The organism is Alcaligenes faecalis (genome assembly GCF_041521385.1).
GTDB classification, from domain to species: domain Bacteria; phylum Pseudomonadota; class Gammaproteobacteria; order Burkholderiales; family Burkholderiaceae_B; genus Alcaligenes; species Alcaligenes faecalis_E.
The window spans coordinates 360,813-374,836 of the sequence record NZ_CP168006.1 but is presented as its reverse complement, the minus strand read 5'-3'; the positions used below and the strand labels follow the sequence as shown (position 1 = coordinate 374,836).

Here is a 14,024-nt window from a genome sequence, read left to right as displayed (position 1 = left end):
TCGGGAATTGATTGCATGGTAGTTCGAGGGCTTGTGCGACTGGCGCTAGTGCTCTATTTTGCGCTGATGCTAAGCCTTGTCGGGCTACGTTATCTGCTCGTGCCACAACTGGATACTCTGCGTCCCTATCTGGTGCAGAAAATCAGTGAGCAAACCGGCCTGCAAGTTCAGATTCAAGAATTAAAAGGCGACTGGCAGGGCTGGAATCCTCATCTTTCTGTGACGAACCTGTCGCTGGCAGAGCCAGGGGAAGAGCCCATGTTGCAGTTGCCCAAACTGCAGGCTGATATCAGTTGGAAATCCTTGTTCAGCGGTTCGCTGCAATTGCGTCAGCTGGATGTGCAAGGTTTGACGATCCCGGTGCGGCGCGATCCCCAGGGCCAGATTCTGGTGATGGGCCAAGTGCTGGATCTCAATGATGACACTGCTCCGTCAGAGCCCGAAGCCTGGCAAGGGCCGGTTCGCTGGTTGCTGGAACAACGCGGCATTCGCATTCAAGGCACATCCTTGCAATGGCAAGATGATCTGCGTGGTGCGCCTGTCTTGAGTCTGCCCTCGATTCAATTGCAGATCGGTTATAGGCAGGGTTGGCATGAGGTGAGTCTGGCCACGGCCTTACCCGCTGATCTGGGTGAGTCCCTGGCGCTGACCTTACGGGTGGAGGGGCAGCGTCGTCTGCCCGAAAATGGAGATGTCATGGACCTGCCCTGGGAGATGACGGCGCAGGCCAATGGGGTCGATACACCCGCGCTGCGCCCTTGGCTGGATGTGCCTGCGATTCTGGGTAGAGGCTGGGTCGATGTGCGTGCCCAGGCCCGTCAGCCAAAAGCGGCCCAGGCCGTACAGATGCAGTTGGCTGCCCAATTGCAGGATGTGGCCGTGCTGACGGATAGCGAAGATCGCTTGCAGTTGGAGCAAGCCAGTCTGGAGCTGGAGGGGGAGCTGAATGATGTGCAGGCGCTGGCCCAAGGCAAGCAAAGTGGTGATGTGCAGTGGGCCTTGTCGATGAAGGGTTTTGGTCTGCGTGTGCCGGATTTGTTTGCCCAGTATTGGGCGGTGGATCAGCTCAATGCCCAAGGCACCGTCCACCGGGATGAGCAGGCCAGACTCAGCGTCAGCAAAATGAATCTGGCCTTGCGCAATCCTGATCTGGATGCGCAGTTGACAGGCAACTGGCGTGAGGATGCCAAGTTCGAGGCCGGTGTGGCCGATTGGCAGGGGCAATTCAGGCACCTGAATCTGGCGGCTTTGGTGAATTATCTGCCTTTGACGGTCAACCCTCTGGCGCGCGAATGGATGCAGGCTGGACTGGTGCAGGGGGCAGTGCGAGACGGAACAATCCGGCTGCAAGGGGGGCTGGATACTTTTCCGTATGGCTTGAGTCCGGAGGATGGCAGTTTTGAAGTGGCCGGTAGATTGGACGATGGGATTGTGGATTATCAGCCCGCCCGTCCCAAGCGTTTGGCCTGGCCGCGTCTGGAAGACGTGCAAGGCAGCATACGCATGCATAACGACAATCTGGACATTGTGGCCCAGCAGGCACGCATGCCTATCGCCAAGCAACAGGATATCGTGCTGCGCGATATTCAGACCCACATTACGTCCTTGGAGCAAAACAGCTTTTTGAAGCTTGAGGGCGTGTCGCAGGCTCCGGCGACCAGTTATCTGGCCCTGGTTCATCAATCGCCCTTGAATGCCTTGCTGGATGGCTTGCTGGCTGACAGTCGCGTTAAAGGGGATTGGACCGTACCCATCAATTTGCAGATTCCTTTGGATAATGCGGACGACGCCCAGGTACAGGGCCAAATCCAGATGAGCAATGGCGAGTTTCAGTACATGCCTGAAGCGCCGTCGTTGACGGCCTTGAAGGGCGAGCTGGCCTTCAGTGAAAAAGGCGTCAGTGCCCAAGCCTTGAGCGGCAAAATGCTGGGCGGCGACACCCAAATCAGCGGTGTGCTCGAACCCGGCACACCCGGTTTGCGCCTGAATGGTGTACTGACAGCCAAAGGCCTGGAGCAGTACCTGGAGTTGAAGGGGGTGCAGCGTTTGCAAGGTCAGACTCCCTATAGTGTGTTGATGAAGCTGGATGCCAAGGGTTCTTTTTCCTTTGGCGCCGAGTCCGATCTGACGGGGCTGGCACTGAACTTGCCCGAGCCTTTTTACAAGCCTGCCGAGCGCGCAGCTAAATTGAAGGCGGATTGGAGTAGCGACTCCGCTGCAAAAATGGACCGCTTGCAGATCAGCCTGGAGGACAGGCAGACTTTTTTGCTGAACCTGCTGCATGCTCAAGGCTCCCGTCAGGGTAGTTACTTTCAAAGTGGCAGCATGGGGACGCCTGGACTGGTGAGTTGGCCCCAACGTGGCTTGGAATTACATAGCCGCTATGACCGTATGGATCTGGATGCCTGGGAGAGGGTTGTCGAGGAGTTTGGTCAGAATCTGGACGGCAGCCCTTTGGCTCCGTCGGGCCGTCCCTTGTTGCCTTTGCTGGAGCGGGTGCGCCTGAAAGCGGACCAGGCATTTTTCAGAGGGCAAGTGCTGGATCAGTTGGAGATGGAAAGTACAGAAGATGCTGCTGGCCGCTTGTTTCTGAACCTGAAGGCCAAGCAAGCCGAAGGGCGACTGCAGGCGCAACATCAAGGTGGCCGCTATACCGGCATGTTCAACGCCAATTTTTCCCATTTGTACCTCGGTGGTGGCAGACCTGATTGGGCTTGGCCCGAGGCTGATCTGCCCATGAATGACGATCTGGCTTTGCCCGCGATCTCGTTCAAGGTAGATGATTTGCAGATACAGGGCGTGCGCTTTGGCGCGTTGGAAGCTAAAGGCAAACCAGCAGGAACGGGCCACAAGTGGACTTTGGAAAACATTTCCTTGAATGCACAGGGCATGCAGCTTCACGGTTACGGTTCTTTGGCATTGAGTGGGCCGCAGCGGGGGCTGGAATTGCTTGCCAATAGCCAGGTAAGCAATTTGGGGCAGTTTGTGGATGTCAGTGGCTTGTTGACCGAGTCCATCAAAGATGGTGACGGCACGGTGCAGGCGGCCTTGTTCTGGAGCAATTTTCCCTGGTCTTTTGATAAGCGCAACATCCGCGGTCAGTTCAATGTGGATCTTCGCAAAGGACGCTTTATCAGCCTGAAATCGCGCTCGGCCAAATTGCTGGAGTTGCTTAGCTTGCAGTCTATTTCACGCTTGAGCAGACTGGATATGGACTTGTTCGGTGCCGTGAAGGAGGGGTTTGCATTCGATAGCCTGACCGGGCGCATGAACCTGTCGCAGGGCAAGCTGGAACTGGACAATTATCAGATCAAAGGCCCGGCCGGAGCGGTCAACCTGGAGGGCTGGATTGATATCAAGGATGAGACGCTGGATTTGATTGCGGTAGTCAATCCGAATCTGGATATGAGTGGCGCGGCAATTGCGGCCTATTTCACGGTCAATCCCATGGTAGGAGTTGGGGCCTTGCTGACGCAGTGGCTGATGCAGATTCCGATGAGCAGCCACCTGTCTGTCACGTATGCGGTAACAGGCAAGATGGATGATCCCCAGCTCAAAGAGTTGGAGGTCCCTGCCGTTAGTAAGGCCAAGCAAGAGAAACAGCCTCGGATTGAGCCTTGATGCCCAGCACCTTACTCAGAGCAGTTTTGCATAGCTTGTTGTCAGGGTCGTAGCAAGGTTTTCTGTTTTCTAACTCTTATGCAAAGAATGGGTCGATGAGCACACAAAGACTGAAACCACTGGCAGCGACCTTGATCATGGCGGGCTTGCCTTTCCATGTGCTTGGAGCGCAAACCCATCCGGTGGTTCAGGCCGCACAAGAGGCAGAGCAGTCCTTGCAGGCCCGTATCGGTCTGGCCGTGCTGGATACGGCAGATGGCCAGCTCTGGCAGTATCGCGCCGACGAACGTTTCCCCATGGCCAGCACCAGCAAAGCCTTGATTTGTTCTGCCTTGTTGGCCAGAGGGCCAGGGGCGATGAAGACGGCCTGGCGAATTAAAGAGGAAGCTGTTCAGTCTTACGCCCCCACGACGGAAAACCTGATCGGCCAGTATGTGTCAGCGGCTCAATTGTGTGCGATTACGATGCGCAACAGCGACAATACCGCTGCCAATGGGGTGCTGGAGATGCTGGGTGGACCGCAGGCTGTCACCTCCTTTCTACGCACGATCGGCGATACGGTGACGCGTCTGGACCGTAATGAGCCCAGTCTGAATGAAGCCACGCCCGGCGATCTGCGTGACACAACGACCCCACAAGCCATGGTTCAGACCTTGCAAAGTCTGGTCCTGGGCGATGCGCTTACAACCCCAGACCGTGATCGGCTGATTGATTGGCTGCGTCATAACGAAGTGGGTGGGCCTTTGCTGCGGGCGGGAGTACCTGAAAGCTGGATCGTGGCAGATCGAACGGGAGCCGCAGGGTACGGCACGCGTGGGGTGGTGGCGGTGATGTGGCCACCAGAGCGTGCGCCGCTGGTGGCTGCTGTCTACATCACGGAAACGAAAGCCTCGATGCAAGCGCGCAATGCGGCCATCGCGGCTATCGGCAACGTAATTGCACAGGCAGTGGATCAGAAAGCACAGCCTTGAATCAGTTGGTGGGCACTGGCGGTGACAGGCCACTTAGCTGGCTTGACGCTCCAGCATTTCATCCAGCGTTGCGTAATAGCTCATGGAGGCATGGCGCAGATTCGTGCGTACATGCTCGCGCGCCTGTTCCGGATCTTTATCCAGAAAGGATTGCAGGATGCCACGGGTTGCCTGCATGGACAGTTCCCGATAGCGCGTATCGCGTAAGGTGGCCAGACGTACCGCTTCTACGTGGTCACTCAGGCGAAAAATCATGGTGCTCAAGTGCGGGTTGGGGCATAGCGAAATCCAGCTTTCCCGAAACGCATCGTTGGCAATCATGTATTGCATGGGGTCGGCGGCGGCATGGGCTTTTTCTGAGGCATTGGCCGCCTTGTTCATCAAGGCCAACCCTTCCAGATTGGCTTGCAAGCAGGCAGCAGCGGCCGCTTCAGGCTCCAGCAACATGCGTATTTCAAAAATCTGCGCAATATCGGCCGGGGTGAAGCGCCGCAGCATGAAGCCGCGCGAGGTGCCCTCCAGCAGTCCTTCGTTGGTCAGTTGCAGCAAGGCTTCGCGCACAGGCATGCGCGAGACTTGCAGTTGAGCAGCAATTTCATGGTCGACCAGACGGTCGTCATAGCTGATGTCGCCACTGCGCATGCGGCTGCGCAGGTGTTTGTAGACCTGCTGGCGTATGTTCAGTTTGGGGGCGGCAGGCTGGTTTTTATTCATTGGTTTTGGGCAAGACGGTGAACAGGCAGTCGGCATGGCGTCCCTGTGCGCAGCAGTGTGTTTCCTGCACCTGGACGGGCTGATCATAGATCAGTTGGCCGACGGCTGTAAGCATACCAACGATAGGCCGGCACAGGGGCCGATCATGGGGGCCAAATCCCCAGGCAAAGGGGCTGTTTTTCACACGAACCTGTAAAGCTCCCGTGGCCTCTGCTTGAATGTCCCAGTTTCCCCAGCCCAGTTGTGCCGAGATGTCGGCGATGCTGTCCAGTAAAGCCTGTGGCTTGTGTTCGATGGCCTCCCAGTACGCCTTGGCTGACAAGCCGCCTTGTTCCATTACGGCCTGCCCCAGGGCATCCAGCGCCTGCGTTCGGGCGGGTTCATCCAGCCGGCGAAACAGCCCCATCAACACGTCGGCACGCATCATCATGTAGCGCCGATCGGCGTCCAAAATCTGGCCCTGTGCCGTATCCCAGCTTAATCTGTCTCTGAATTTAGTCATTTTTAAAGAAAAGTATATTGTTTTGTTTTTTTTGATAATAGATTGATATTAAAGAAAATAAATTATAGGGAAAACCATTATCCATTTAATTTAAGAATAAACTATATACTTTTTCGCAAGGCGGACTGACGCTGGAATGAAGTGCATAACAAAAGGGGACAAATGGTGAAAGCGTTGCGAAAAAGCGTAATGGGGCTGGCCTTGGGGGCTGCCTTGATGATGGGCTGGGGGACGGCCAGCCAGGCAGCCGGGAGCGAATTGAAAATTGCTTTCCCAGTTGATATTCCGTCCTGGGATCCGACCTCGGTCACCTTTCCGGCTGGCCAGTCGATCTACAAGGCCGTGTTTGATTCACCCCTGTTTGTGGGTGACGATTTGAAGGTGGCACCACGCCTGATCGAGTCCTGGGAATGGGCAGACGAGCAAGGCCAGGCCTTGAAGGTAAAGCTGCGCGACAAAGTGAAATTCCATGACGGCAGCGACATGACGGCCGAGGACTTGAGGTTCACCTTCGATCGTGCAATCAACAAGAAAACACTGGCTCTGAACGGCATGTTGCCCACCCTGAAGTCGGTGGAAGTGACCGGCCCGCTGGAAGCCATTATTCATTTCAGTTCGCCCACGCCAACGGCCCCAAAAGGCCTGGCCTTCTTGTCGGCCTATATCCTGCCCAAAGCCTATTTCGAGAAGGTAGGGGAAGAGGAATTCCTGAAGCGCCCAATTGGCGCAGGCCCATACAAGCTGAGCGATTATCAGCGTGGTTCCCGCATCACTCTGGAAGCCTTTGAGGACTACTGGCAAGGTGCACCAGACCTGAAGCAGGTCGTGTTTGAAATTGTGCCGGATTCCTCGGCACGCGTCGCTGCGGTTGAGTCCGGTCGGGCTGATGTCTCGGTTCAGATCCCGGTGCGCGAAATTGCCCGTCTGGAAAAGAATCCCAAGCTGGAAGCCAAGGTCTACCCGTATAGCGAGATCTACATTCTGCAGATGCCCAGCTATGTGGACAGCTTCAAGGATGTGCACGTGCGTCGTGCCATGAATATGGCTATCGACAAGGCCGGTCTGTCTCGTGCCTTTTACAAAAATGTCGCCCAGCCCTTGTCGGTTCTGGCTACCAAAGGCTCGCCCGGTGATGTGCCTGATCTGAACATTCCTTTTGACAAGAAAGCGGCGGTGGAGGAATTGGCCAAAGCGGGTTACAGCACGGAAAAACCGCTGACCATTACTTTGTACTCCACCAATAACACCTTCCCATCGGACTACGACGTCGCCCGTGCGGTGGCACAAATGTGGAGCCAGATTGGCGTGCAAACCACGGTTGAGGAAATTACCGTGGCCAAGTATCTGGAGCTGAGTCATTCGTCCAAATTGACGGGTGTGATGCTGTACAGCTGGGCCAATGCAACGGGCGATCCGGAGATTTTCACGGGCCGCATTCTGGACCCACGCCTGCGTTTTTCCACCTGGAAAGAAGAGCGTTTGGCGGGCACCCTGGATGAGCTGAACCGGCAGATGGACGAGGACAAGCGAGTAGCTGGTTATCAGGCGCTGAATCGTGAAGCGGCGGAACAGGCCTGGAGTCTGCCGGTGCTGCAGTCCATCTCCACCATTGCCTACAAAAAGGGCCTGAAGCTCAACACCTATCAGACGGGCTACATCCTGCCGCAGGAATATTCCTGGCAGTAAGCCTTTCATGCACCCCGCAGCATCGTGCTGCGGGGTGGTCTACCGGGTTCCTCCCGGCGTATTTTCTCCTGCGGTTCTCTTCATGAAAAACGTTTGCTTCCTGATGGCGCGCAAGCTCGTCTTCGTGCTGGTGACGGCGTTCCTGCTGTCCATGATCGTGTTCTTCATGCTGCGCGTCATTCCCGCTGACTCTCTGGGCATGATGCTGCCTCCTTCGGCCACCGAAGCCGATGCGCAGGCGCTGCGTGTTGAGCTGGGCATGGATGGCTCGGCCTTGCATCAGTACCAGGTTTGGTTGAGCGGTGTGTTTCGTGGCAATCTGGGCAACTCCATCTTCTTTCATCAGCCAGTGACAGGTTTGCTGGCGCAAGCCTTGCCACCCACGCTGGAGCTGGCCTGTATCAGCTTGCTGATGGCTTTGCTGATCTCCATTCCCGGCGGCCTTGTTCTGTACTTGCTGGACAAGAAAAAGATCGAATTTGTGGCCGACTTTGTGCTGGTGCTGCTTCTGTCAGTGCCGTCCTTTCTGTGGGGCATTATTTTGATCGTGGTGTTCGGTGTGCTGTTCCCGGTCCTGCCCTTTATGGGGCGGATGGAAGGGACACCCGCTGTGGATGGCGGCACGGGCTTTCTGCTGTTTGACCTCTTGATACGCGGTCAGTGGCAAGCCTGGTGGGATGCCTTTTCGCATTTGCTTCTGCCCGCCCTGGCCTTGGCCCTGGCTTTCAGTCCCATCGTGATTCGTGTGCTGCGCTCCAGCCTGATTGAAACGGCCAATAGCCAGTACGTGAATGTCGCCCGCCTGCGCGGTGTGCCGGAATGGCGCGTGTTGCTGGTGCATATGCTGAAAAACGCGGCCCTGCCTACCTTGACCTTGATCGGTGTGCAATTTGGCTTTTTGTTTGGCGGCACCTTGCTGATCGAAGTCATTTTCTCCTTCCCCGGTATCGGCAATCTGATGGTGCAAGCCATCAAGAACCACGACCTTCCCCTGATTCAGGGCGTGGCCCTGGTGTTCTGTTTGATGGTGCTGGCTGTCAACTTCTGTGTCGATGGCTTGTACAGCGTTATGAATCCACGTCTGAGGTCCGCATGAGCGCGCATCCACATTCTTTCTGGCAAGCGCGGCTGCGGCCTGTGCTGGCCCATCCCAAAGTGCTGGTTGGCGGCACTCTGGTCTTGATCTTTGCTCTGGTGGCCTTGTTTGCCCCTTTGCTGGCGCCCAATGATCCTAATGCTCAGGACTTGCTGGCCACGCTCTTGCCACCCGCGTGGCAGGACGGCGGTCTGGCGCAGTATCCCTTGGGAACGGATGGCCTGGGGCGATGTATTTTGTCGCGCCTGATTTATGGCAGCCGTGTGGCCTTTCAGGTGGCGGTGACCGCTGCCGCCGGCACCATGGTGCTGGGCACGGTGCTGGCGATTTTGGCGGGCTATATCGGTGGCTGGTTCGACCGGGGAGTCAGCTCCCTGGTGGTGTTGTGGATGGCATTCCCGCCCGTGGTGTTTTCCATGATGTTGATGGTGGGTTTGGGCACGGGTCTGTTCAATGTGATTCTGGCCGTGGTGCTGGTGGACTGGACCCGTTTTTATCGCGTGGTTCGGGCCGAAGTGCTGGTGGCGCGTCAGCGTGATTATGTGTATGCCGCGCATCTGCTGGGTTTTTCCCACCTGCGCATCATGCTGCGCGAAGTGCTGCCCAGCGTGGCGCCACTAATCGTCACTTTGTTCAGCCTGCAAATGGGGGTGGCTATTGTGGTTGAAGCCATCCTCAGTTTCGTGGGCCTTTCTGTTCCTTCTGATGTGGTGGCCTGGGGCGTGATGCTGGCTGATGGTCGTGACCAGATTTACCAGGCAGGCTGGGGTCTGATGGCGCCAGTGATTGGCATTGTGTTTGCAGTGCTGGGTTTCAATTTGCTGAGTGATGGTTTGCGCACCACGCTGGATCCTCGGCTCAAGCAACGAGGAGCGCACTGATGAGCGTGCCGGTTATTGAATTCAAGCAAGTCAGTGTCTCGGTGCCGGTACAAGGGCAATCGGTCGAGCTGCTGCGCAAGGTCTCGTTTGCGGTGCAAGCAGGCCGCACCTTGGGTCTGGTCGGGGAGTCCGGCGCGGGCAAGAGCATGATAGGGCGGGTGATCTCGGGCATGTTGCCCAGCAACCTGCGTCTGTCCTCGGGCCAGGTCTGTTTTCAGGGTTCAGTGGTCACGGGTGCACAAATGCGTCGTCTGCTGGGTCGCAAAGTGACCTTTGTGCCGCAGGAGCCCTTGTCCTCGTTGAATCCGGTGCTGACCATACGCCAGCAGATGTTCGAGCACTTGGCTCGACTGGGTATTCCCCGTGCATCCCGCGAGCAATATTGCCTGGAACGTCTGCATGAAGTGGGTCTGCCTGATCCACCGTCCATGCTGGGACGCTATGCCCATGAGCTTTCCGGCGGACAGTGCCAGCGTATCTTGATTGCCATGGCTTTTTCCGGCGACCCAGAATTGATTGTGGCTGATGAGCCGACAACGGCCTTGGATGTGATTACCCAAGCGCAAATCATCCGGATTCTGCGCGATGTGCAGCAGCGCCATCAAACCGCCGTGATTCTGATCACCCACGATCTGCGCATGGCTGCTCACGTCTGTGACGAGGTGGCCGTGCTGTATGCCGGGGATGTGGTGGAACAAGGTCCTGCCGCGGATGTCTTGGATACACCCCTACATCCTTATTCCTGGGCCTTGAAGAATGCGACGCCAGCACTGAATGGCCCTTTGTATGCCTTGCCGTCGCTGGCCGACATCATGCCTGGCCTGAAAGACATGCGGGATTTGCCGGGCTGTCGTTTTGCCCGTCGTTGTCCTACGCGTAATGCGGTTTGTGAACAGCGTGCGCCAGAGTTGGAAGCGGTGAAGCCCGGTCATTGGGTCAGTTGCGCCGGCCCCTGTATGACGCGTGATGTGGCGGCGCAAGCCCAGCTGCATGTCCTGCCGCAAGGGCCTTCTGACGAGTCCGCCCCGCTAGTGGAGTTTCAGAACGTGGAGCGCAGCTACCGAGTGACACGTAATGGCCGTCGTAACCTGATGTATGCCTTGCGGCCCCTGTCCTTGAGCGTGCGCCCTGGCGAGATGGTCGGCGTAGTGGGGGAAAGCGGTAGTGGCAAAAGCACGGTCGCCCGCTTGATGGTGGGTTTGTTGCAGCCCAGCGGTGGCCAAGTGCTGGTGCAAGGTCAGTCCCGCGAGCAGTTTGCCAAAGGGCAGGGCGAGTCCTTGTCGCAGACGATTCAGATGGTCTTTCAGGACCCGGATTCGGCCTTGAATCCACGCCGCAGCGTACAGCAGTTGGTAACGCAGGTACTGGAGTTGCAGCCGGGGATGACGCCCGAGCAGCGTCGTCAGAAAGCCGACGAGTTGATGGCGCAGGTGGGCATTGCCCAGGATGCGGGTTTGCGTTTCCCCTCGGAACTGTCCGGTGGGCAAAAGCAACGCGTGAACATTGCCCGCGCCTTATGCGTGCAGCCGCGTCTGTTGGTGGCGGACGAGATTGTGTCTGGTCTGGATGTGTCGGTGCAGGCGCTGATTTTGAATCTCTTGCTGCGACTGAATAAGGAATTGGGCATCGCAGTGGTGTTCATCTCGCACGACTTGTCCGTGATTCGTTATTTGTGCACACGAGTGCTGGTGATGAAAAACGGTGAAGTTGTAGAGCAAGGAAATACCGCCGAGGTGTTTGCCGACCCGCAGCATCCCTATACCCGTCTTTTGCTGGGCAGTGTGCCGCCGGATGATTCCAGCCAGATCTGGCCTGCGCCTTTGGACTGTCCGTCCCAAACCGTGGGTGAGGCTGCACCTGCTTTAGTACCCGCTATGGCGGTCTGAATCCCGTTTTACTCGTATTTACAGGAAGCACTATGAGTTATGCCAATAACGAGGCCGCCTTGTCGGGCCTGACCCAGGACCATCAGGTCCATCGGGATGCCTATCTGGACGAGGACGTCTTTCAACTGGAAATGGAACGGCTGTTCAGCCGTGCCTGGCTCTACGTGGGCCATGAAAGTCAGGTGCCCAAAACGGGCGATTATGTATCGGTGACCTTGGCACAAAGCCCCGTCATCATGCTGCGCCATAGCGATGGCTCGGTGCGGGTCGTGATGAACCGTTGCGCCCATAAGGGGGCCAGACTGGTCAGCGAACCCAGCGGTAATGTGGGCAAGATGCTGCGTTGTCCGTACCACGCCTGGACCTACAAGCTGGATGGCTCGCTGCTGGCGGTGCCGCTGAAAAATGCCTATGAAAACACGGAGTTTTCGCAATGTCCGGCTGCAGGCGGCCTGTCCACACCGGGGGCGGTAGAAAGCTATCGCGGCTTTGTGTTTGCCCGCCTCAGCAGGGAAGGGTTCAGCCTGCAAGAATATTTCGGTGATGTGTTGCAGGCCCTGGACAATATGGCGGATCGCTCTCCGGAAGGGGAGTTGCAGGTGGCTGGCGGTTCGATTCGTACCGTCATCAACTGCAACTGGAAGATGTACATGGAGAACATCAACGACACCGTGCATCCCATCTCCACGCATGAGTCGGCCTCCAGCTCGGCAGCCAAAGTGGGTGAAGTGTTCAAGGAAGAAGACCCCACCGCGCTGGAGCAATTGCTGCCCTTCGGTTCGGGCTATGACTTCTATTCACGCATGGGCGTGGAAACTTACCCGAACGGGCACAGCATTCTGGGCACCAAGTTCAGCATTCATACCGACTATTCCGGGATTCCGGGTTACGAAGCCATGATGAACGAAGCCTGGGGCGAGGAGAAAGCGGCTCGGGTGCTGGGCTTCAATCCACAAAATGTGGTGTTTTACCCCAGCATGGCAGCCAAGGGTTCGCCGCAGATTATTCGTGTATTGCGACCTTTGGCGGTAGACCGAACCTTGCTGGAAGTGTGGGTGTTTCAGCCCAAAGGGGCACCGCGTGAAATGCTGGATCGCGGCCTGACTTATAGCCGTCTGGTTTACTCCCCCATGAGTGTTGTCGCCCATGACGATGTGCACTTGTTCGAGAGCCAGCAAGCCAGCCTGAAAGCCCAAGGCAATCCGTGGGTGAATCTGCTGCGTCAATACGATGCGCAGGAAGGTGAGCAGGGCAAGGGCAGCTTTGACGATGCGAATAATGAATGGGTCATACGCAACCAATACCGTGCCTGGAAGCAAGGCATGACGCAGCAGGAGCAGGAGTGATGGGGATGGCGCAAGAGCAGGGCCAGCGCAGTGGCCAAGTACAGCATGCATTGCAAGAGGGGCAGCAACAGCAGCAACCATTGAATCCGCAGCAAAGCCAGGAGCCAGGCCAGCGTCTGGACCAAACGATGAGCCTGCAACAAAGCCTGCAGAACTTTGTATGGCAAGAGAACGCCTTGCTGGACGAGGGGCGCTTTGATGAATGGTACGAGCTATTCGCGCAGGATGGCCTGTACTGGATTCCCGGTGAATCCGGCCAGGAAAGCCCCGAAGGACGCATGTGCATTGCTTTGGAAAATCGTATGTTGATGCGCTTGCGTATTGATCGCCTGTCGCATCACCGTGCCTTTTCCTTGCAACCCGGTGTACGTGGCCTGCGTGTGATTCAAAACCCGCGCGTTCAGTCCGACCATCCTGATGAGGACGGCTGCTATACCGTGCGCACCAATCTGATTTATTCGGAGTATCAGAAGCAAAAAACCGAGGTTCTGCCCGCTACTGCCTCCTACCGTTTGCGCGCCGTCGATCAGGCTTGGGAGATCGTGGAGAAACGGGTGGATTTGTTGAGTGTGGATGGTTATTTGCCCACCATTCAGCTGTTTATTTAGGCCGCCTATGCACACGATTGACACATCATCTTGCTATCGCAGCCTGTCTTGTGAGGGCATGGACGACAGCATGGCCTACCGCTTGCTGACGTCCCTGATCGTGCCGCGTCCTATTGCCTGGATATGTACTTTGGAGGAGTCGGGCAGTGTGAATCTGGCACCGTTCAGCTCCTTTAATTACATGGCGCACAGCCCGCCCATGCTGGCGATCAATATCAACCGCAATGAGGATGGCAGTCTGAAGGATACCGCTCGAAATCTGCAGGCGAATAAGGAATGTGTGGTGCAGTTGTCCCGTCAGTCTGATCTGGCGGCGGTTCACACCAGTGCTGCTGCCTTGCCGCCCGGCCAGAGCGAGGTAAAGGCGTTGGGCATGCACCTCGTGCCCAGTCAGCATGTGCGCGTGCCTCGTCTGGATGGCGCTGCTGTGCAGATGGAGTGCAAGCTGGATCAGGTGGTGGATTTGGGACGTGGGGTTAACCAGCTGCATATTCTGGAAGTGCTGGCTTTTCATGTGGATTCGTCCTTGATGGACGAGAAGGGGAAAGTGGATCTGGAGGCGTATCGGCCTTTGGCTCGGTGGGCCGGGCCGTATTATGCGCAGCGTGGGGATATTCTCCTTCCCTGATGTCATTGCTTGGTTTCTGATCTGGACCCTGGCTATGTGTGTAGGCAAGCAGGCTTCGCTATGACCATGGTTGGCGACTTTACAC

General features: G+C 56.8%; 11 protein-coding genes. 9 read left to right on the top strand and 2 right to left on the bottom strand.

Annotated features, from left to right (window positions below; translation table 11 throughout):
• Positions 1–66 precede the first annotated feature (66 nt).
• Both ACDI13_RS01740 and bla read left to right on the top strand, forming a co-directional pair.
• A complete protein-coding gene (locus ACDI13_RS01740; protein ID WP_372372640.1) occupies positions 67–3,621 on the top strand; it encodes a YhdP family protein in 3,555 nt (1,184 codons plus the stop codon).
• Positions 3,622–3,716: 95 nt separating this feature from the next.
• On the top strand, positions 3,717–4,592 hold the full coding sequence (gene bla, locus ACDI13_RS01735) for a class A beta-lactamase (protein ID WP_316988918.1): 876 nt from the start codon (positions 3,717–3,719) through the stop codon (positions 4,590–4,592).
• Between the two features lie 33 nt (positions 4,593–4,625).
• Here the strand turns inward: bla and ACDI13_RS01730 are convergent, their stop codons facing one another.
• Both ACDI13_RS01730 and ACDI13_RS01725 read right to left on the bottom strand, forming a co-directional pair.
• Positions 4,626–5,306: a GntR family transcriptional regulator gene (locus ACDI13_RS01730; protein ID WP_316988917.1), complete on the bottom strand. Its 681-nt coding sequence runs from the start codon at positions 5,304–5,306 to the stop codon at positions 4,626–4,628.
• Positions 5,299–5,808: a 4-vinyl reductase gene (locus tag ACDI13_RS01725; RefSeq protein ID WP_316988916.1), complete on the bottom strand. Its 510-nt coding sequence runs from the start codon at positions 5,806–5,808 to the stop codon at positions 5,299–5,301. The genes ACDI13_RS01730 and ACDI13_RS01725 overlap by 8 nt, the downstream gene beginning before the upstream one ends.
• A 165-nt stretch (positions 5,809–5,973) precedes the next feature.
• On the opposite strand from ACDI13_RS01725, the gene ACDI13_RS01720 reads away from it, so the two are divergent.
• The 7 genes from ACDI13_RS01720 to ACDI13_RS01690 all read left to right on the top strand — a co-directional run bounded on the left by ACDI13_RS01720 (position 5,974) and on the right by ACDI13_RS01690 (position 13,939).
• The gene (locus ACDI13_RS01720) at positions 5,974–7,494 is read left to right on the top strand and encodes an ABC transporter substrate-binding protein (RefSeq protein ID WP_316989017.1); all 1,521 of its coding nucleotides are present in this window, start codon (positions 5,974–5,976) and stop codon (positions 7,492–7,494) included.
• 82 nt (positions 7,495–7,576) lie between these two features.
• Entirely contained in the window at positions 7,577–8,590 is a 1,014-nt protein-coding gene (locus tag ACDI13_RS01715; RefSeq protein WP_042481614.1) for an ABC transporter permease, read from the top strand.
• A complete protein-coding gene (locus tag ACDI13_RS01710) occupies positions 8,587–9,471 on the top strand; it encodes an ABC transporter permease (protein WP_045930107.1) in 885 nt (294 codons plus the stop codon). The genes ACDI13_RS01715 and ACDI13_RS01710 overlap by 4 nt, the downstream gene beginning before the upstream one ends.
• Positions 9,471–11,357: an ABC transporter ATP-binding protein gene (locus tag ACDI13_RS01705; protein WP_316988915.1), complete on the top strand. Its 1,887-nt coding sequence runs from the start codon at positions 9,471–9,473 to the stop codon at positions 11,355–11,357. Before ACDI13_RS01710 ends, ACDI13_RS01705 begins: the two co-directional genes overlap by 1 nt.
• Positions 11,358–11,389: 32 nt before the next feature.
• A complete protein-coding gene (locus tag ACDI13_RS01700; RefSeq protein WP_316988914.1) occupies positions 11,390–12,703 on the top strand; it encodes an aromatic ring-hydroxylating dioxygenase subunit alpha in 1,314 nt (437 codons plus the stop codon).
• A 5-nt stretch (positions 12,704–12,708) separates the two neighbouring features.
• Positions 12,709–13,311, top strand: a complete 603-nt coding sequence (locus ACDI13_RS01695) for an aromatic-ring-hydroxylating dioxygenase subunit beta (protein ID WP_172401050.1) — start codon at positions 12,709–12,711, stop codon at positions 13,309–13,311.
• 7 nt (positions 13,312–13,318) lie between these two features.
• Complete coding sequence (locus ACDI13_RS01690) at positions 13,319–13,939, top strand: flavin reductase family protein (protein WP_316988913.1); 621 nt, start codon at positions 13,319–13,321, stop codon at positions 13,937–13,939.
• Positions 13,940–14,024 lie beyond the last annotated feature (85 nt).

Bases quoted from the DNA above. Each gene is read 5' to 3' on its own strand.
- ACDI13_RS01740 (WP_372372640.1), top strand. From the start codon at position 67: ATGCTAAGCCTTGTCGGGCTACGTTATCTGCTCGTGCCACAACTGGAT.
- bla (WP_316988918.1), top strand. From the start codon at position 3,717: ATGAGCACACAAAGACTGAAACCACTGGCAGCGACCTTGATCATGGCG.
- ACDI13_RS01730 (WP_316988917.1), bottom strand. From the start codon at position 5,306: ATGAATAAAAACCAGCCTGCCGCCCCCAAACTGAACATACGCCAGCAG.
- ACDI13_RS01725 (WP_316988916.1), bottom strand. From the start codon at position 5,808: ATGACTAAATTCAGAGACAGATTAAGCTGGGATACGGCACAGGGCCAG.
- ACDI13_RS01715 (WP_042481614.1), top strand. From the start codon at position 7,577: ATGAAAAACGTTTGCTTCCTGATGGCGCGCAAGCTCGTCTTCGTGCTG.
- ACDI13_RS01710 (WP_045930107.1), top strand. From the start codon at position 8,587: ATGAGCGCGCATCCACATTCTTTCTGGCAAGCGCGGCTGCGGCCTGTG.
- ACDI13_RS01705 (WP_316988915.1), top strand. From the start codon at position 9,471: ATGAGCGTGCCGGTTATTGAATTCAAGCAAGTCAGTGTCTCGGTGCCG.
- ACDI13_RS01700 (WP_316988914.1), top strand. From the start codon at position 11,390: ATGAGTTATGCCAATAACGAGGCCGCCTTGTCGGGCCTGACCCAGGAC.
- ACDI13_RS01695 (WP_172401050.1), top strand. From the start codon at position 12,709: ATGGCGCAAGAGCAGGGCCAGCGCAGTGGCCAAGTACAGCATGCATTG.
- ACDI13_RS01690 (WP_316988913.1), top strand. From the start codon at position 13,319: ATGCACACGATTGACACATCATCTTGCTATCGCAGCCTGTCTTGTGAG.